This window comes from Conexibacter stalactiti (assembly GCF_033542075.1).
Taxonomy (GTDB): domain Bacteria; phylum Actinomycetota; class Thermoleophilia; order Solirubrobacterales; family Solirubrobacteraceae; genus Conexibacter; species Conexibacter stalactiti.
The window spans coordinates 1-16,488 of record NZ_JAWSTH010000128.1 but is presented as its reverse complement, the minus strand read 5'-3'; the positions used below and the strand labels follow the sequence as shown (position 1 = coordinate 16,488).

17 protein-coding genes are annotated in these 16,488 nt (G+C 74.2%); 8 read left to right on the top strand and 9 right to left on the bottom strand.

Annotated features, from left to right (window positions below):
• Window positions 1–338: Ig-like domain-containing protein (locus R7226_RS28115; RefSeq protein WP_318600768.1), on the bottom strand; the 338-nt coding region annotated here is incomplete at its 3' end.
• A 110-nt stretch (window positions 339–448) separates the two neighbouring features.
• Window positions 449–3,604 (bottom strand): choice-of-anchor D domain-containing protein, encoded by a 3,156-nt coding sequence (locus R7226_RS28110; protein WP_318600767.1) that lies wholly within the window; start codon window positions 3,602–3,604, stop codon window positions 449–451.
• Window positions 3,605–3,762: 158 nt separating this feature from the next.
• Here R7226_RS28110 and R7226_RS28105 point away from each other — a divergent pair, with 158 nt between their 5' ends.
• Entirely contained in the window at window positions 3,763–4,428 is a 666-nt protein-coding gene (locus R7226_RS28105; RefSeq protein ID WP_318600765.1) for a response regulator transcription factor, read from the top strand.
• Window positions 4,429–4,650: 222 nt separating this feature from the next.
• Here R7226_RS28105 and R7226_RS28100 read toward each other — a convergent pair whose 3' ends face one another.
• The 3 genes from R7226_RS28100 to R7226_RS28090 are packed head-to-tail and all read right to left on the bottom strand — an operon-like array spanning window position 4,651 to window position 6,733.
• Window positions 4,651–5,259, bottom strand: a complete 609-nt coding sequence (locus tag R7226_RS28100) for a TetR family transcriptional regulator (protein WP_318600764.1) — start codon at window positions 5,257–5,259, stop codon at window positions 4,651–4,653.
• A gap of 35 nt (window positions 5,260–5,294) precedes the next feature.
• Window positions 5,295–5,459, bottom strand: a complete 165-nt coding sequence (locus tag R7226_RS28095; RefSeq protein WP_318600762.1) for a rubredoxin — start codon at window positions 5,457–5,459, stop codon at window positions 5,295–5,297.
• The gene (locus tag R7226_RS28090) at window positions 5,459–6,733 is read right to left on the bottom strand and encodes an alkane 1-monooxygenase (RefSeq protein WP_318600761.1); all 1,275 of its coding nucleotides are present in this window, start codon (window positions 6,731–6,733) and stop codon (window positions 5,459–5,461) included. Before R7226_RS28090 ends, R7226_RS28095 begins: the two co-directional genes overlap by 1 nt.
• 91 nt (window positions 6,734–6,824) lie before the next feature.
• On the opposite strand from R7226_RS28090, the gene R7226_RS28085 reads away from it, so the two are divergent.
• Genes R7226_RS28085 through R7226_RS28070 form a run of 4 tightly spaced genes read left to right on the top strand, consistent with a single transcriptional unit; the run spans window position 6,825 to window position 11,390 of the window.
• Window positions 6,825–8,240 (top strand): HAMP domain-containing sensor histidine kinase, encoded by a 1,416-nt coding sequence (locus R7226_RS28085; protein WP_318600760.1) that lies wholly within the window; start codon window positions 6,825–6,827, stop codon window positions 8,238–8,240.
• Window positions 8,237–9,472, top strand: a complete 1,236-nt coding sequence (locus R7226_RS28080) for a LolA family protein (protein WP_318600759.1) — start codon at window positions 8,237–8,239, stop codon at window positions 9,470–9,472. The genes R7226_RS28085 and R7226_RS28080 overlap by 4 nt, the downstream gene beginning before the upstream one ends.
• Window positions 9,469–10,407 carry an ABC transporter ATP-binding protein gene (locus R7226_RS28075; RefSeq protein WP_318600758.1) on the top strand — a complete coding sequence of 313 codons (939 nt, stop codon included), beginning with the start codon at window positions 9,469–9,471 and terminating at the stop codon, window positions 10,405–10,407. The genes R7226_RS28080 and R7226_RS28075 overlap by 4 nt, the downstream gene beginning before the upstream one ends.
• Window positions 10,404–11,390, top strand: a complete 987-nt coding sequence (locus R7226_RS28070; RefSeq protein ID WP_318600756.1) for an ABC transporter permease — start codon at window positions 10,404–10,406, stop codon at window positions 11,388–11,390. The genes R7226_RS28075 and R7226_RS28070 overlap by 4 nt, the downstream gene beginning before the upstream one ends.
• Here the strand turns inward: R7226_RS28070 and R7226_RS28065 are convergent.
• Both R7226_RS28065 and R7226_RS28060 read right to left on the bottom strand, forming a co-directional pair.
• Window positions 11,387–11,809 (bottom strand): type II toxin-antitoxin system VapC family toxin, encoded by a 423-nt coding sequence (locus tag R7226_RS28065; RefSeq protein WP_318600755.1) that lies wholly within the window; start codon window positions 11,807–11,809, stop codon window positions 11,387–11,389. The genes R7226_RS28070 and R7226_RS28065 overlap by 4 nt on opposite strands.
• Complete coding sequence (locus tag R7226_RS28060) at window positions 11,806–12,129, bottom strand: hypothetical protein (RefSeq protein WP_318600754.1); 324 nt, start codon at window positions 12,127–12,129, stop codon at window positions 11,806–11,808. Before R7226_RS28060 ends, R7226_RS28065 begins: the two co-directional genes overlap by 4 nt.
• Window positions 12,130–12,255: 126 nt before the next feature.
• On the opposite strand from R7226_RS28060, the gene R7226_RS28055 reads away from it, so the two are divergent.
• Window positions 12,256–12,858 carry a cupin domain-containing protein gene (locus R7226_RS28055; protein ID WP_318600752.1) on the top strand — a complete coding sequence of 201 codons (603 nt, stop codon included), beginning with the start codon at window positions 12,256–12,258 and terminating at the stop codon, window positions 12,856–12,858.
• Here the strand turns inward: R7226_RS28055 and R7226_RS28050 are convergent.
• On the bottom strand, window positions 12,795–13,580 hold the full coding sequence (locus R7226_RS28050; RefSeq protein WP_318600750.1) for a hypothetical protein: 786 nt from the start codon (window positions 13,578–13,580) through the stop codon (window positions 12,795–12,797). The genes R7226_RS28055 and R7226_RS28050 overlap by 64 nt on opposite strands.
• A 100-nt stretch (window positions 13,581–13,680) precedes the next feature.
• On the opposite strand from R7226_RS28050, the gene R7226_RS28045 reads away from it, so the two are divergent.
• Entirely contained in the window at window positions 13,681–14,775 is a 1,095-nt protein-coding gene (locus R7226_RS28045; RefSeq protein ID WP_318600749.1) for a hypothetical protein, read from the top strand.
• Here R7226_RS28045 and cysC read toward each other — a convergent pair.
• Window positions 14,744–15,343 (bottom strand): adenylyl-sulfate kinase, encoded by a 600-nt coding sequence (gene cysC, locus R7226_RS28040; protein ID WP_318600748.1) that lies wholly within the window; start codon window positions 15,341–15,343, stop codon window positions 14,744–14,746. The genes R7226_RS28045 and cysC overlap by 32 nt on opposite strands.
• Before the next feature lie 83 nt (window positions 15,344–15,426).
• Between cysC and R7226_RS28035 the strand changes: the two genes are divergently transcribed.
• Window positions 15,427–16,335 (top strand): PHP domain-containing protein, encoded by a 909-nt coding sequence (locus tag R7226_RS28035; protein WP_318600747.1) that lies wholly within the window; start codon window positions 15,427–15,429, stop codon window positions 16,333–16,335.
• Window positions 16,336–16,488 lie beyond the last annotated feature (153 nt).

Sequence of the window (16,488 nt, the reverse complement as noted above, 5' to 3'; positions counted from 1 at the left end):
AGCGCCGGTGCGGGCGCGGCGGGCGTCGGCGCGGGCTTCGCGGGCGCGGGCGTCGTGGCGCGCACGACGCGGATGCGGATCGTGCCGCGCAGCAGGCGGCCGCCGCGGACGAGCGTGAAGCGGAGCGTGTCGCTGCCGGCGAAGCCCTTCGCCGGCACGTAGCGGACGGTGCCGCCGCGGCGGTCGAGCGCGGTCAGCCTGCCGTGGCGCGGCTTGAGCGCGATCGTGCGCGGTGCGGGCGCGCCGGTCGCGCGGCCGCGCACGACCCAGCGCCCGCGCACGCGGCAGTCGAGCGCCAGCCGCGCACTGCGGCCGCTTCTGACGGTGACGGTCGCCACCTCACATCTTGCTGTCTGTCTGGGCGCCGCGCCCGCGCCCGGCGCGCCGGCGGCGAGGGCCGCCAGCGTGCCGAGCGTGAGCAGGGCGGCCCGAGGACGGGCGCACGGCTTCATCGCGTGCCTCGCAACGTCGCGCGCCACGTCCCCGAGCCCCGGCGGCCGTCCTCGTCGCGCGACACGACGCGCGCGACGAGGCTTCCGTTGGCCTGCCGCTTCAGCGCCGCGCGCGCGGCGCGCGGCAGTCTCACCGTCAGTCGCGCGACGGCGCCCTTGCGGACCGTGCGCGGCTTCACCGTCAGCTTCCAGCGCTTTGCGCCGACCTTCACCGTGACGGTGACCGTCACCGTGCAGCGTGCCGCGCCGCTGCGCGTGCAGCGCACGGTGCCGAGCGCGACGCCGCCGGCGCGCGACGCCGTCAGCGTGGCGGCCGGCGCGGTCAACGTCGCCGAGCCGGCCTTGACGGTGCGCGGGCGGGGGGTCGGCGTTCTCGCTCTGGCGGCCGGCGGCAGGACCGTGACAGGCGGGACCGGCGGCGCGGGCGGCGTCGGCGGCGTCGGCTCGGGCGCCGGTCTCTGCGGCTCCGGCTCTGGCGTGTAGGCCGGCGCGGCCGCCGGCAGCAGCGCGACGGTCACCTCGCCGGCGCGGTCGCGCTCGCGCCGCAGCGCGAAGTCGGCGCCGACCGCGAGGTCGCGCGCGCCGTTGCCGTCGACGTCGCCGATGCCGGCGACGACGCGACCGAAGCGCTCGCCCGCCTGCTGGCCGTCGATCTTGCTGCCCTGCGCCGGCGTCAGCTCGGCGAGCGAGAGCGTGCGGGTCGTGTCGGCGGCGTTGGCCGGCACGAGCGCCGAGGCGGCGCCGGTCGGCAGCGCCGACGGGTCGGCGATGCCGTGGACGAGCCACGCCGCGCCGTTGGCGCCGGCCGCGTAGCCGCCGACGACGAGGTCGTCGTGCCCGTCGCCGTCGACGTCGCCGACACCGTCGAGCGAGTAGCCGGTCGAGCTGCCTGGCAGGCCGAGGATGCGGTAGCCGCGAGCGCCGAGCGCCGCGCCGTCGAGCAGCTCCGGGTTGGCGCCGCTCGCGCCGTAGACGACGTAGGCGGCGTCGCTGTGGGCGGCCGAGGTGCTGTCGGCGCCGACCGCGAGGTCGGCGAGCCCGTCGCCGTTGACGTCACCGGCGACGGCGACGTCGATGCCGAAGCGATGGCCGGCGAAGGCGCCGCCGATCGCCGTCAGCCACGAGCCTCTGTCGGCGAGGTCGACGCGGCCGCGCGTCTTGCCGCTGATCACGAACGCGGTGCCGGAGGCGGTCGAGCGGCCGAACGCGACGGCGGTGTAGGTGCCGATCGCGACGTCGGGCGTGCCGTCGCCGTCGAAGTCGCCGATCCCCTCCAGGCCGATCATCTGCCCGAACGGGATCGCGGTCGAGCCCGGCGAGGCGCCGTGGATCTGCGCCAGCGTCGCGCCCGGCGTCGCGACGTTCACGGTCGTCGCGGCGCGCTGGCCGCGCACGACCCAGACGATGCCGTTGTTGGTGCGAGCCGGGGTCGCGTCGGTCGTGTCGCCGGTGTTGGCCATCACTGCGATGTCGCCGAGCCCGTCGCCGTCGACGTCGCCGAGGCCGGCGAGCGCGAAGCCGAGGTGGTCGTACTCGGCCGCGTCGACGCCCTCGACGCGGAAGCCGCGCTCGCCGAGGTGGCCGAGGTCGAGCGGGCTCTGCCGCGGCAGGTCGCTGGCGCCGAAGATGACGTAGGCGGCACCGCGCGCGCCGTCCGGGTGGCTGGCGTACTCGTACGCCCACGCGCCGATGCCGAGGTCGTCGATGCCGTCGCCGTTGACGTCGCCGAGGCAGGCGATGCCGGTGCCGGTCTGCCCGCTCGGCTGCTCGCCCTCGATCAGCAGGACGCGCCCGTCGCCGTGGGCGGCGAGGTCGGAGGAGCCGATCTGCGGCCCGCCGAAGCGGATGTAGGCGCCACCCTCCCACGAGCGCTCGACCGGCGTGCGGCTCCACAGCGGCGCCCCGGCGATCACGTCGTCGTAGCCGTCGCCGTCGACGTCGCAGACGCCCGAGGCGACGTTGGAGACGGTGTCCTCGCCGTCGCCCGTGAGCCGCAGCAGCGGCTGGTCGGCGAGGTCGAGGAGGCCGAGCGGGTCGCTGTCGGCGCCGGCGCCGAGCCCGCGCCCGCCGAGGCGCGCGACGACCGTCTCGTTGCTGCCGGCGAGATCCGTGGCGAGCCGCAGCGAGGCGGTCCGCCAGCCGCCGCCGTCCGGTGCGAAGGCGACCGCGACGGTGCAGCTGGCGCCGGCGGCGACGGTCGTCTGCGAGCAGCCGTCGGCGGTGATCTCGAAGGCGTCAGCGTCGAGGCCGGCGAGCGTCGCCGCACCGACCGTGAGCGGCCCGTTGCCGGTGTTGGCGAGCGTGAAGGTCTGCGGCGCGGAGGCCGCGCCGGGATTCTGGAGGCCGAGGTCGGCGCGCGCCGGCGTCAGCGCGGTCGCCGGCTGCGTGCCGCTGCCGGCGAGCGCGACGAGCGTCGGCCCGAAGCCGGCGATCGCGAGGTTGGCCACCTTGGCGCCCGGCGACGTCGGCGCGAAGGCGACGGTGACCGCGCAGCTGCCGGCCGGCGCGACCGCTGCCGCGGAGCAGCTGTCGGAGAGGATCGAGAACTGGTTCGCGTCGGTCCCTCTCAGCGTGACCGCGCCGAGCGCGAAGGCGGCGCTGTCGCGGTTGGTGAACGTGACGGTGCGCTCGCTCGCCGGCGCCCCCGCGGCGACCGCGACGGGGCCGTGCGCGAGCGTGCTCGCGGAGGCCTCGAGGTCGCGGCCGGTGCCGCTGAACGCCGCGCTGGCGAGCGGCGAGCCGACAGGCGCGTTGGTCGCGACCTCCAGGGTCGCGCTGCGCAGGCCGGTCGCCGACGGGGAGAAGGCGACGGTGACGGTGCAGGTCGCGTTGACCGGCAGCGGGCTGCCGGCTCCTCTGGCCGTGCACGTGTCGGCCGTGATCGCGAACTGGCCGGCGTCGGCGCCGGTCAGCGCGACCGACGAGATCGCGAGCGGGTCCGTGCCGGTGCTTCTGACCGTGTAGGTGCGCGTGGCCGAGGGACCGCCGCCGACCTGGCGGGCGCCGAAGTCGTAGGTGGTCGCCGGGGTGAGCGTGGCGGCCGGATCTGCGGCGGCGAGCGCCGGCGCGGCGAGCAGGGCGGCGAGCGCACCCGCGCCGAGCGCGAGCGTGCGGCGACCGCGCGCCCGCTGACGGGCGACGGAATCGTGCATGAGTGAGGAGGGCCTTAGGGAGACGGTTAGGGAACCCTTATTAGGTTAGCCTAAGTTGAACGACCGCGCGCGTGTCACGGTGAGAGGTGTGGTGAGAGGCGGCCGCGGTGCGGCAGCCCGTACCGACGCCGCCCCCGTCCGCCGTTAGGCTCGGCGGCATGTCGCTCCCGACCGTGCTCGTCGTCGACGACGACGCCCCCGTGCGCCGCATGCTCCAGCGCACGCTCGCCGCCGAGGGCTGGGAGGTCCGCGCCGCGGCCGACGGCGGTGCGGCGCTGGCGGCCGTCGAGCAGTCGGTCCCCGACGCGATCGTGCTCGACGTCGCGATGCCCGGCGTCGACGGGCTGGCGGTCGCGCGGCGGCTGCGCGGCAAGGGCCTCGCGACGCCGATCCTCCTCCTCACCGCGCGCGACGCGGTCAGCGATCGCGTCGCCGGCCTCGACGCCGGCGCCGACGACTACCTCGTCAAGCCGTTCGCGACCGAGGAGCTGAGCGCCCGCCTGCGCGCGCTGCTGCGACGCGGCCGCGCGGTGCCCGAGCTGCTCGCCTTCGCCGACGTGACGCTCGACCTCGCCGCCGGCCGCGGCACCCGCGCCGGCCGCGACCTCGAGCTGACTCCGCGCGAGGCGGCGCTGCTGGCGCTGCTGCTGCGCGACCCGCGCGCCGTCGTCACGCGCGAGCACGCGCTCGAAGAGGTGTGGGGCGGCGAGCTGGAGGCGCAGCCCAACGTCGTCGACCGCTACGTCGCCTACCTGCGCCGCAAGCTCGCCGACCCGCCGCTGATCACGACGGTTCGCGGCGTCGGCTTCGTGTTGGACGCATAGGACCGCCGTCGGCCCGCCGACGCTGCGGGCGTCGGCTTCGTGTTGGACGCATAGGACCGCCGTCGGCCCGCCGACGCTGCGGGCGTCGGCTTCGTGTTGGACGCATAGGACCGCCGTCGGCCCGCCGACGCTGCGGGCGTCGGCTTCGTGTTGGACGCATAGGACCGCCGTCGGCCCGCCGACGCTGCGGGCGTCGGCTTCGTGCTCGACGCCTGAGGAGCGTCAGGCGCTGCCGCTCAGCGCCCGCTCGATGTACGGCTCGATCAGCGTCATCACGGTCGTGATCGCGGCGTCGGGCGGGTCCTTCGGCAGCATCGCGTAGCTGATCGCGAGCCGCACGAGGCACTCGGCCAGCAGCTCCGCGTCGGCGCGCCGCACCTGCGGCCAGCCGTCGTGGATCACCTCGGTCAGGCGCGCGGAGGCGAAGGCGACGACCGGCTGCGACTGAGTCGTGACGAGCGGCAGCATGCCGCCGGTGCCGTCGTCGGTCAGCAGCGTGCGCACGAGCGGATCCTCGGCGGCGGCGGTCAGGAAGACGCCGAGCGCGGCCGACAGCGCCGCGTGCGGGTCGTCGAGGTGGGCGCGCACCGCCTGCTCGACGGCGTCGAGGAAGCGCGTCCCCTCGCGCACGACGAACAGCTGCGCGAACTCGTCGCGCGAGCCGAACTCCTTGTAGAGCGTCTGGCGGCTGACGCCGGCGGCCGTGGCGATCTCGGCCATCGTCACATCGGCCCACTGGCGCTCCTGCATCGCGTCGCGAGCGGCGTCGAAGAGCGTGTCGCGCAGCAGCTCTCTCGCTGCGACGGCGTAGGGGGTGCGGGCCGGCGGCATCGCCTCAATGGTGCCAGCCGCGACGGCCGCAGTCCTCATTCGTCCGGTTCGAAGTCGACCTTGTCGCGCACGCCGCAGTCGGGGCAGGCCCAGTCGTCGGGCACCTCGCTCCACGGCGTGCCGGCCGGGAAGCCCTCGCGCGGGTGGCCGGCCGCCTCGTCGTAGACGTAGCCGCAGCCGGGGCAGCGGAAGGCGGCCATCACGCGCCGCCCGCCGTCGCCACGCCGCCCGCCGCGGTCGCCCCACCGCCGCCGGCCGCCGCGCCGCCGCCACCGCCATAGCGCTTCAGGATCTTGTCGCGCTTGCGCGGCTGGATGTTCGCGCGCGTCACGTCGCCGCCGTAGTGGTCGAGCAGGCGCTTGTCCATCACGCGCCGCCACGCCGGCGGCACCGTCGCGAGCACGATCATGCCCGCGTAGCCGGTCGGCAGCTGCGGCGCGTCGTCCATGTGACGCAGAGCCTGGTAGCGCCGCATCGGGTTGGCGTGGTGGTCGCTGTGGCGCTGGAGGTGGTAGAGCAGCACGTTGGAGGCGACGTTGTTCGAGTTCCAGCTGTGCTCGGGGCGCGTGCGCTCGTAGCGGCCGTCCTCGCGTCTGTCGCGCCGGAGGCCGTAGTGCTCGAGGTAGTTGACGACCTCCAGCAGCGAGAAGCCGAGCACCGCCTGCACGATCAGGTACGGCAGCACGACCCAGCCGAAGATCGCCGTCAGCACGGCGAACAGCACGACCGTCATCAGCCACGCGTTGACGATGTCGTTCTTGAGGCTGACGTGGCGGGCGCCGAGGCGGTCGAGGCGGACGCACTCCAGCTCCCAGCTCGACGTCAGGCTGCCCTTGACGGTGCGCGGCAGGAAGGCCCAGAACGACTCGCCGAGACGCGAGCTGGCGGGATCCTCAGGGGTCGCGACGCGCACGTGGTGGCCGCGGTTGTGCTCGATGAAGAAGTGGCCGTAGCCGCTCTGCGCCAGCGCCACCTTCGACAGCCAGCGCTCCAGGCTCGCGCGCTTGTGACCGAGCTCGTGCGCGGTGTTGATCGCGATCCCGCTGACCATCGCCATCGTCAGCGCCAACCCGATCGAGTCGATCGTGGTGAGGTCGCCGCTGCTCCACAGGACGCAGGCGAAGACCAGCCCCGCGTACTGGACCGGGATGTACGCGTAGGTGCACCAGCGGTAGTAGCGGTCCTGCTCCAGCCACTTGATGACCGAGTCGGGCGGGTTCTCGGCATCCATCCCGACGAGCAGGTCGAGCGCGGGGAAGATCATGAAGACGAGCACCGGTCCGAAGAACCAGAAGAAGCCGAGCCCGGTCGCCTGCACCAGCCCGAAGGCGATGAACGGCAGCGTCGGCACCAGCAGCCCGAGCAGCCAGGCGTAGCGCTTGCCGTCCGTCCACGTCGCGGGCGTCAGCTCGACCCCGTCGTCGTGGTGGTGATGGTGATGACCGTCGTCGTGCGCTCCGGCAACAGATGACATGCCTACGTCTCCTCCGTAGTCGTCAATCCACTATGCGTTCGTTAGGTTTACACGAAGGGGGGTGTGTGTCAACCGGGTACCCTTTCGCGCCATGCCCCGTCTCACGCTGCGCGTGCGCGTCGCGCTCGCCGCGGCGCTCGCGATCGCGATCGCGGTGACGCTGCTGGGCGCGGCGACGCTGACGCTGGTCGACCGCCAGCTCGGCCGCTCGCTCGACGACGGCCTGCGCGATCGCGCCGTCGAGGTCGCGCGCCTGGTCGCCACGACGCCGAGACTGGTGACCGCCGCCGGCGTGCTCGAAGGGCGCGTCGGCACGAGCGCCGCCTACGTCCAGGTCGTCGACGACCAGGGCCGGATCGTCGCCCGCTCCGGCGCGCTCGGCGGGCGCGTGCTGCCGCAGGGCAGCGCGCTGAGACGGGCGCTGAACGAGCGCGTCAGCGGCTACGAGGACGTCCGCCTCGGCGACGAGCCGCTGCGCGTCTACGCGGCGCCGCTCGGCAGCATCGGCGGCGGCGCGGCGGCCGGCGGCGCTGTCGCGGTCGCAGGCACGACCAGCTCGATCGGCGAGATCGTCGACCCGCTGCGCCGGCTCGTGCTCGTTGCCGCGCTCGTCGCCGCCGCGCTCGCCGGACTGCTCGCGGTGCTGCTGACGCGCCGCGCCCTGCGACCGCTGACGCGCCTGACCGACGACGCCGAGGCGATCGCGCGAACGGGCGACCCGAGCCGGCGGCTGGGGAGCGGTGCGGGAAGCGACGAAGTCGGCCGCCTGACGGCGACGCTGAACGCGATGCTCGACTCGCTCGCGCGGGCTCGCGCGCGGGAGCGGCGCTTCGTCGACGACGCCTCGCACGAGCTGCGCACGCCGCTCACCGCGCTGCGCGGCAACGCCGCCTACGTCGCCCGCCACGGCGCCGACGGCGAGGCGCTCGCCGACATCGAAGCCGACGCCGCGCGCCTGACCGAGCTGCTCGACGACCTGCTGGCGCTGGCGCGCGAGGACGCCGCCGCGCGGCCGAACGCGATCACGGCCGAGACGGTCGACCTCGCCGAGCTGGCGCGCACCGTCGCCGCCGACCATCCCGCCGCGACCGTCACGGCCGGCGGCGGCGGCGCGCTCGTGCGCGGCGACCGCGCGGCGCTGGAGCGCGCGCTGCGCAACCTCGTCGAGAACGCCGAGCGTCACGGCCCGGCCGGCGGAGCGATCGAGATCGCCGTCGCCGGCGGCGCGAGAACGGCCCGCCTCGCGGTCACCGACGGCGGCGCCGGCCTCACGCCCGCGGAGGCCGAACGCGCCTTCCAACGCTTCTGGCGCGGCGAGGGCGCCGCGCCCGGCGGCTCCGGGCTCGGCCTCGCGATCGTGCGCGCGACCGCCGAGCGCCACGGCGGCAGCGCCCGTGCCGAGGGCGCGACCTTCACGATCGAGCTGCCGCTGAGCGGCCCTCTCAAGGAACTCTCAAAGAACGGGCATACAACTCTCGCGTCACCCGACGCGAAGGACGCCACATGAACCGCTTTCGGACCATCTCGACTCGCAGGCTGACGGCGCTGATCGCCGGCCTGATCGCGCTCGTCGCGGGCGCCGGCATCGCGCAGGCCGCGCTCGGCGGCAGCGACGACGTGCCGCCGCGCACCTCGCTCGCGTTCGCCGTGCGCGAGGCGCTCGCCGCGCCGCGCGTGGAGGGCGTCAGCGCGCGGATCGAGTTCGAGAACCGCCTGATCCCGTCCGGCTCGATGGGCTCGGGCGTCGGATCGCCGCTGCTGTCGGGTGCCAGAGGGCGTTTGTGGTGGGCCGACGACGGCCGTTTCCGGCTGGAGCTGCAGTCCGGCAGCGGCGACGCGCAGGTCGTCTCCGACGGTGAGACGGTGACGGTCTTCGACGCGACCGGCAACACCGCCTTCCGCTTCGCGCTGCCCGCGCAGGAGGGCAAGGCGGACGACGACGCCGGCGCGAGAGTGCCCTCGCTCGAACAGGTCAGACGCGCGCTCGCGCAGCTCGCGCAGACGTGGGACGTGACCGGCCCCAAGCCGGTCAACGTCGCCGACCGGCCGAGCTACTCGGTGCGGATCGCGCCGCGTGACGACGGCGGCCTGCTCGGCGCCGCGACGCTCGCCTGGGATGCCGCCAACGGTGTGCCGCTGCGCGCCGCCGTCTATGCCGACGGCGAGGCCGAGCCGGTCCTGGAGCTGGCCGCGACCGACGTCTCCTACGGCGCGATCGACGCCGACGACCTCGACGCCGACCCGCCGGCCGACGCCAGAGTCGTCGACCTGACGCCGCAGCTGGAGGGCGCGCCCGGTGACCACGGTGCCCCGGGCGCCGTCGACGGCGCCGGCAGAGCGATCCGCGGCGTCGACGCGGTGCAGGCGGAGCTGCCGTTCAGACTGGCCGCGCCGGAGACGCTCGCCGGGCTGCCGCGCACGTCGGTCTGGCTCGCGCGCCCGGGCGGCGAGCCAGCCGCGATCGCCACCTACGGCGAAGGCCTCGGCGGCATCGTCGTCGTGCAGAGCGCGGGCGAGCACGACCCGCTCGCCGGCGTCGGTGGCAGCGGCGGGAGCGGTCACGGCGGCGGCGGCGGACTCGATCTGCCGCGCGTCAACATCGACGGCGCGACCGGCAGCGAGCTGGCGACCGCGCTCGGCACGGTCGTGAGCTTCCAGCAGGACGGCGTCAGCCACGTCGTCGCCGGCTCGGTCGGGCCGCAGGCGGCCGAGACCGCGGCGCGGGAGCTGCGGCCATGAGCGCCGTCGCCACCGCCGCGCCGATCGAGGCGCGCGGGCTCGTCAAGCGCTACGGCGAGCTGATCGCCGTCGACCACGTCGACCTCACGGTCGACGCCGGCACCGTCTACGGCTACCTCGGTCCCAACGGGGCCGGCAAGACGACGTCGCTGCGGATGCTGCTCGGGCTGATCCGGCCCGATGAGGGCAGCGCGCGGCTGTTCGGCCGCGACCCGCTGGAGGAGGGCGCCGCGGCGCTCGACGGCGTCGCCGGCTTCGTCGAGGCGCCGCGCTTCTACCCGTACCTCAGCGGCCGTCGCAACCTCGAGCTGATGGCCGCGCTCGACGGCGGCGACGCCGGCGACCGGATCGACGACGCGCTGGAGACGGTCGGCCTCGCCGGCCGCGACGGCGACAAGGTGAAGGGCTACTCGCACGGGATGAAGCAGCGGCTGGGGATCGGCGCGGCGCTGCTGCGCGACCCGCGGCTGCTGCTGCTCGACGAGCCGACGACCGGCCTCGATCCGGGCGGCATGCGCGACATGCGCGAGCTGGTCAGACGGCTCGCCGCCGACGGCATCACCGTGCTGCTCTCCTCGCACATCATGGGCGAGGTCGAGGAGCTGTGCGATCGCGTCGCGATCGTGCGCTCGGGCAGGGTGATCTACGAGGGTGACCTCGACGCGCTGCTGCACTCGACCGGCCAGCGTTACCGCCTGCGCACGACCGACGACGACGCGGCCTGGGACGTCTGCTCCTACCGTGCCGGTCTGACCGAGCTGGTGCGCGGCCACGACGGCCTCACGTTCGCCGCCGACGAGCGCGAGGTGGCGCAGCTGTCGCTGGCGCTCGCGCGCAGAGACGTCGCCGTGCTGGCGCTGGTGCCGGCGGCGGCGTCGCTGGAGGAGCTGTTCTTCCGCCTGACCGAGGGCGACGACGAGGAGGCGACCGCATGAGCACGCAGGAGATAGCCCGCGCGCAGAGCGCCGCGAGCGCGGTCGCGCCGGTCGGTGTCGCCGCCGGTGCCGAGACGCGCGGCGCGATGTCCGCCGGCGCCACCGCTGACACGCGCGGCGCGCTGACCGGCTCCGCCCGCGCCGGCGCCGCGCGGGCCCGCGCCCGCCGCCCCCGCACGCGCTCGATCTACCGCTGGGAGCTGTTGAAGCTGCGTGCGCAGAAGCGCACCTACCTGGGGCTCGGCTCGGCGGTCGTCGTGCCGCTGATCTTCCTCGTCGCGCTGGCCGCCAACGGCGGCGGGCCGGAGGAGGTGCCGTTCGGCCGCTACGTGACCGAGACCGGCCTCGCCGTCCCACCGGTGCTGCTGCTGTTCAGCTCGATCTGGCTGTTCCCGCTGATCGTCTCGCTGGTCGCGGGCGACATCGTCGCCAACGAAGACGGCAACGGCACGCTGAAGACGATCCTGACGCGCTCGGCCGACCGCCAGCAGGTCTTCCTCGCGAAGGTGCTGGCGTCGTTCACCTACGCGGTCGGCGCGCTGCTGCTGTTCGTCGCGACCGGCCTGCTGCTCGGCGGCCTGCGCTACGGCTTCGACCCGCTGACCTCGCTGTCGGGGACGCGGATCGAGACCGGCCGCGGCCTGCTGCTGCTCGGCGGCGCGGTGCTGGCGTACCTGATCCCGGTGCTGACGATCGCCTCGATCGCGCTGCTGCTGTCGACCGTCACGCGCAACTCGGCGGCCGCTGTCGTCGGCGCGCTGATGCTGTCGCTGATCATGCAGATCGTCGGCGTCATCTCCGGCCTGGAGGGCATCCGCCCCTACCTGATCTCGACCCAGTTCGACGCCTGGCAGGGCCTCCTGCGCGAGCCGGTCGACTGGGCGCCGATCGTCCGCTCCGCCTGGGTCTGCGCCCTCTACGCCGTCCCCTCCCTGATCGCCGCCATGATCGTCTTCATGCGCCGCGACGTGACAGGCGGCTAAGAGCCGAGCAGTCTTCTCATCGCCCGCGCATTCGTGGGATCGATGCGGCGAACCGCTTTCGCCGCGTCGAATCCGCGATCAGCGGTGACGATCGTCTCGATCCCGTGCGCCAGGCACGTCCCGGCATGCAGGCGGTCGTTGGCGCCGAGCGGCGACTCGTCGAGCGCCAGCGCCGCCGCGAATGCCTCGTCGGTCACCGGCAGCAGCGGCGTGAAGATGCGGTACGCGCGCTCAGCCAAGTCGGGAAGGTCGCCCAGCCGTCCGCTGCGCGCCACATGCCACGCCTCTTCGAGCACCGCGACCGAGGTACGTCCGTCGGCACCCGCCGCGACCGCGTCGAGAACCCGCAGACAGGACGCCTGCTGCTCGCCTGGCACCGCGGCATAGAGGATCACGTTGGCGTCGACGAAGAACGTCATCTGCCCCACCCTCGAAGCAGATCCTCCGCGACCTTGTCGCGCTCTTCCTCCACGATGCGATTGATCTCCTCCGGCGTCACGGACACGCCTCGCATGGCGCCGATCGCGTTGACCGCCTCTCGTCTCTCCTCGATCGTGAAGCCGCCGAAGTGCGCGTCGATCGCGTCGCGGATGAGGCTGCCGACGGAGACGCCGCGCTGTCTCGCCTCGCGTTCGAGGCGGCGCCGCTGCTCTGACGTCACGAGAATCTGAAGACGCTCGTTCAGCATGTGCAGACCATACACATGTGTCGAATGCCGTTTGGAGTGCGCGATCGCCATGCCCGCCACGCTATGCCGCCGCTCCGCTTGCGTCTACAGCCGTCATGTGGTGTCCGCTGACCGCTCGGGGCTCGGCGCGGGGTTCCCCGGATGACCGCGGGGGCGGGCTGGCGCGACATTGGCGCCATGAGGACGATCGAGAACCCCGCCACGGGCGAACGGCTGAAGTGGCTCGTGACGAGCGAGGAGAGCGGCGGCGAGCTGGTGCGGGCCGAGCTGTGGATCCGGCCGGGCGGCGGCGCGGCCGGGCAGCACGTCCATCGCGACGGCGACGAGCACGTGCAGCTGCTCGCCGGCCGGATGGAGCTGCGGATCGGGCGCGCGCGGCGGCTGCTCTGCAAGGGGGATCGCGCGACGGTGCCGGCCGGCCTCCCGCACTGCTGGCGCAACGTCGGCGCCGACGAGCTGCACGTGATCGCGGAGCTGCATCCGCCACTGCAGTTCGAGCAGCTGACCGAGACCGTCTTCGCGCTCGCGCAGGCCGGCGAGACCGGCCGCGGCGGGCGTCTGCGGCTGCTCGACGCCGCCGTGCTGCACGCCCGCTACGGCGACCAGCTGCAGCTCGTGCCCGCCGTGCTGCCGCTGCCGCTTGCACGCTCGCAGCGGCTGCTGCTGGGGGCGCTGGGACCGCTGGCGCAACGGCGCCTGCGCAGCGCCCCCGGGCGCTACGAGACGGTCACCACGCGCGTCAGCGCGCTGCCGTCGGGCCGGCCCGACACGAGCAGGTAGCGGCCGGCAGCGAGGCGCGGTGCGATGAACTGCGCGACGCGCGGAGAGGTCCAGCCGACGAGCGTGCGCGGGCTGCCGGACCAGCGCACCTCGCCGCCTCTGCCGGCCTTCAGCAGCTTGGCGGCGGTCGCGGGCGACTGGCCGGCGGCGACTCTGCCGATCCGCAGGTCGTGGACCTGGCCGCCGTCGTTGACGACCTCCAGCAGCGACCCGGCGGTCAGCTTCGCGGGCGCGGTGAGCGCCCCGTCGCCCAGTCTCACGATCGCCGCGGGCTCGGGCCGGCTGCCGCCGTCGGGCTCGGAGGAGACGGTGAAGCCGCCGGCGACGTACGGGTCTCTCCCGCGCACGACGAGCGCGTGCCAGCCGGGCGTCAGCGAGGTCGTCGCGACGTACGGCGCGCCCGGCCGCGCCGTCCCGCTCAGCACCAGCGTCCCCCACGTCGTCAGCTTCTGCGGCGACAGCTTGTAGGCGAGGTTGGCGAAGTAGCCGCTGTCCTTGCCCGGCTTCAGCCGTACGAGGATGAACTCCGTCGGCCGGTAGACCTTCACGGTCGTTCTGATGTAGCCGTAACCGTCGGACTGCGCGCCGTCGATCGTGATCAGTCTCGAGTCGTCGAGCGTGATCGTCGACTGACCTTCGGCGCGGGCGCCCGCGGCGGGCAGCAGCAGCACCGTGAGCACGGTCAGCGCGCCGAGCGCGGCGCGGGTGAGGCGGAGGGGCACTGGTCGAGTCCTTTCGCAGAGCAGGGCCCTCGCACGAAAGCGACTGCGGGAGCCGGCGCGAAAGGGGGAACTCCCGTACGCGGGTGGAATCCCACGCTCGATGAGCGAACGCGAGCAGCAGCTGAGCGACTACGAGCGCGGCTTCCGGCGCGCCGGGCTGCCGCTGCTGATCGAGGACTTCTCCGCGCGCGAGGACGTCTTCAACCGCGCCTTCCCGCTGCTCGCCTTCGTGCTGCTGGCCGAGCTGCTCGCGGCGCTCGACGTCGACTGGCCGCTGCTGGCCAACCTCGGCGCGGTCGGTGCCGCGCTGGCGCTGACGCTCGCCGCCGTCACGCTCGCCAACCGCGCCCGCGGCCGCCCCGCCTTCGCGATCCCGCAGCAGATCGGACCGGTCGAGCTGGCCGTCTTCGTGCTGCTGCCCGCGATCGTGCAGGGGATCTTTCACGGCGGCTGGGGAGTTGCGACGGTCGTCTTCAACCTCGTGCTGCTGGGGCTGGTCACGATCGGCTTCGGCTTCGGCATCGGCGCGATCGTCGTGTGGGCGGCACGGCGGCTGACCGGCCAGCTGGCGCAGTCGCTGCTGCTGCTCGCGCGCGCCGTGCCGCTGCTGCTGATCTTCGCGCTGGTGCTGTTCATCAACACGGAGATGTGGAACGTCTTCTCCGGCCGCAGCGACGCGACGCTGATCGCCGTCGGCGTGCTGCTGGCGGCGGTCGCGACCGCCTTCCTCGTCGCGCGGCTGCCGAAGGAGGTCGCGGCGCTGGAGGACGAGGTGCTGGGCGAGGACCCGGTCGCGGCGCCGCCGCTCAACCCGAGGCAGCGCGCCAATGTCGGCCTCGTGCTGCTGATCAGCCACGGCCTCCAGATCGCCGTCGTGACGCTCGCGATCGGCGCCTTCTTCGTCGCCTTCGGGATGATCGTGATCGACGCCGCCGTGATGGAGGCGTGGACCGGCGGGCCGGGCGACGCGATCCTCGACGTGACGGTGCTCGACGTGCCGCTGCTGCTGACCTACGAGCTGCTGCGCGTCGCCGGCGCGATCGCGGCGCTCTCCGGCCTCTACTACGCGATCGCGGTGCTGACCGACGGCGCCTACCGCGAGGAGTTCCTCGACGAGATCACGGCGCAGATGCGGACGACCTTCGCCGCCCGCGCCGCCTACCTCAGACTGCGCGCACCGGATCGAGCGCCATGAGCACGCGCTCGACGGCCTCGACGATCTCGCACGGGCCGACCAGCTCGACGTCGGGCGCGCGCGGCGCCTCGTAGGGCGCGTCGACGCCGGTCATTCCGGTCAGCTTGCCGGCCGCGGCGCGCGCGTAGAGGCCCTTCGGGTCGCGCCGCATGCACTCCTCGACGGGCGTGTTGACGAACACCTCGACGAAGTGCAGGCCGTCGCGCTCGTGCAGCGCGCGGGCGGCGTTGCGGCCGCTCTCGAACGGCGAGACGACGGAGACGATCGCGACGGTGCCGGAGTCGGCGAAGAGGCGCGCGACCTCGGCGGTGCGGCGCACGTTCTCGTCGCGGTCGCTGGCGCTGAAGCCGAGGTCGCCGCAGACGCCGTGGCGCAGGTTGTCGCCGTCGAGCCGGTAGGCCGAGCGCCCCTCGGCGACGAGCCGGGCCTCGACGGCGGCCGCGATCGTCGACTTGCCGGAGGCCGGCAGGCCGGTGAACCAGATCGTCGCACCGCGCGCGCCGAGCGCCTTCCAGCGCTGCCCGCGGCCGACCACGCCCTCGTGCCAGGTGACGTTGGCGCTCGTCATCATCGTTCCTTCCTCGTCGCCGCGACCCGTCCCGCGCGTGCGGCAGGCGGCGACCCCGCACACGACCAGTAAGGTGCTCCGCCATGACGAAGCCGACCTTCGACCTGCAGTCGCACTCGCTCCACTCCGACGGCGTCCTGCCCGCGGCAGACGTCGTCGCACGCGCCGCTGAGGCGGGCGTCGAGCTGCTCGCGCTGTCCGACCACGACACGATCGACGGCGTCGACGAGGCGATCGCCGCAGGCGTCCGCCACGGCGTCGCGGTCGTCCCGTCGACCGAGATCTCCTCCGTCGACGGCCGCTACGAGGACCTCCACGTGCTCGGCTACGGGATCGACCATCACGACCCCGTCCTCGCCGAGCGGCTGCTCTCCGCGCGCGCCGACCGCGAGCTGCGCGCGGAGCGGATGGCGGCGAAGCTCAACGAGCTCGGCTTCGAGGTCGACGACGCGCCGCTGGCCAAGCGCCGCGCGGCCGGCAAGCCGCTTGGTCGCCCGCATCTCGCCGAGGCCGTCCTGATCCACCCGGCGAACGCGGAGCGACTGGCCGAGGAGGGCCATGACGACATCTCCTCGTTCATCCCCGCATACCTGATCCCCGGAACGCCGGGCTACCTCGCCCGCACGCATCCGACCGTCTTTGAGGCGATCGGCTGGATCCACGACGCCGGCGGCCTCGCGATCTGGGCGCACCCGTACTGGGACCTCGACAGCGACGAGGAGGTGCTCGGCGCGCTCGACCGCTTCAAGGCGGCCGGCCTCGACGGCGTCGAGGCCTTCTACCCGACGCACAGCGCCGAGCAGACGAGACTGGTCGTCGACAAGGCGCGCGAGCTGGGCCTGCTGACGACCGGCTCCTCCGACTACCACGGACCGGAGCACCGGCTCTTCAGAACCTTCCTGGCGCACGAGCTCCACGGCGCCGAGCCCGACCTGACGCCGCTGCACGAGGCGGCGGCGCGCGCGGCGGCCGCCGCGACAGCCGGCTCCTGAGTCGCCGCTCACTGCGGCCGCTCCCCGCGGCCGCCGTCGGCGATCTCGGCGCGCAGGCCGGCAAGCGCCGCCTCCAGCTCCGCGATCCGTCCGTCGACCCCGCCGCCGTTTCCGGGCGGGGCGGCTGCAGCGGCCGCGCCGGCGACGGGCGCC

Coding starts and splice junctions, on each gene's coding strand:
- R7226_RS28065 (WP_318600755.1), bottom strand. CDS start 11,809: ATGACGTTCTTCGTCGACGCCAACGTGATCCTCTATGCCGCGGTGCCA.
- cysC (WP_318600748.1), bottom strand. CDS start 15,343: ATGACGAGCGCCAACGTCACCTGGCACGAGGGCGTGGTCGGCCGCGGG.
- R7226_RS28110 (WP_318600767.1), bottom strand. CDS start 3,604: ATGCACGATTCCGTCGCCCGTCAGCGGGCGCGCGGTCGCCGCACGCTC.
- R7226_RS28095 (WP_318600762.1), bottom strand. CDS start 5,459: ATGGCCGCCTTCCGCTGCCCCGGCTGCGGCTACGTCTACGACGAGGCG.
- R7226_RS28090 (WP_318600761.1), bottom strand. CDS start 6,733: ATGTCATCTGTTGCCGGAGCGCACGACGACGGTCATCACCATCACCAC.
- R7226_RS28085 (WP_318600760.1), top strand. CDS start 6,825: ATGCCCCGTCTCACGCTGCGCGTGCGCGTCGCGCTCGCCGCGGCGCTC.
- R7226_RS28105 (WP_318600765.1), top strand. CDS start 3,763: ATGTCGCTCCCGACCGTGCTCGTCGTCGACGACGACGCCCCCGTGCGC.
- R7226_RS28070 (WP_318600756.1), top strand. CDS start 10,404: ATGAGCACGCAGGAGATAGCCCGCGCGCAGAGCGCCGCGAGCGCGGTC.
- R7226_RS28060 (WP_318600754.1), bottom strand. CDS start 12,129: ATGGCGATCGCGCACTCCAAACGGCATTCGACACATGTGTATGGTCTG.
- R7226_RS28080 (WP_318600759.1), top strand. CDS start 8,237: ATGAACCGCTTTCGGACCATCTCGACTCGCAGGCTGACGGCGCTGATC.
- R7226_RS28075 (WP_318600758.1), top strand. CDS start 9,469: ATGAGCGCCGTCGCCACCGCCGCGCCGATCGAGGCGCGCGGGCTCGTC.
- R7226_RS28035 (WP_318600747.1), top strand. CDS start 15,427: ATGACGAAGCCGACCTTCGACCTGCAGTCGCACTCGCTCCACTCCGAC.
- R7226_RS28045 (WP_318600749.1), top strand. CDS start 13,681: ATGAGCGAACGCGAGCAGCAGCTGAGCGACTACGAGCGCGGCTTCCGG.
- R7226_RS28100 (WP_318600764.1), bottom strand. CDS start 5,259: ATGCCGCCGGCCCGCACCCCCTACGCCGTCGCAGCGAGAGAGCTGCTG.
- R7226_RS28055 (WP_318600752.1), top strand. CDS start 12,256: ATGAGGACGATCGAGAACCCCGCCACGGGCGAACGGCTGAAGTGGCTC.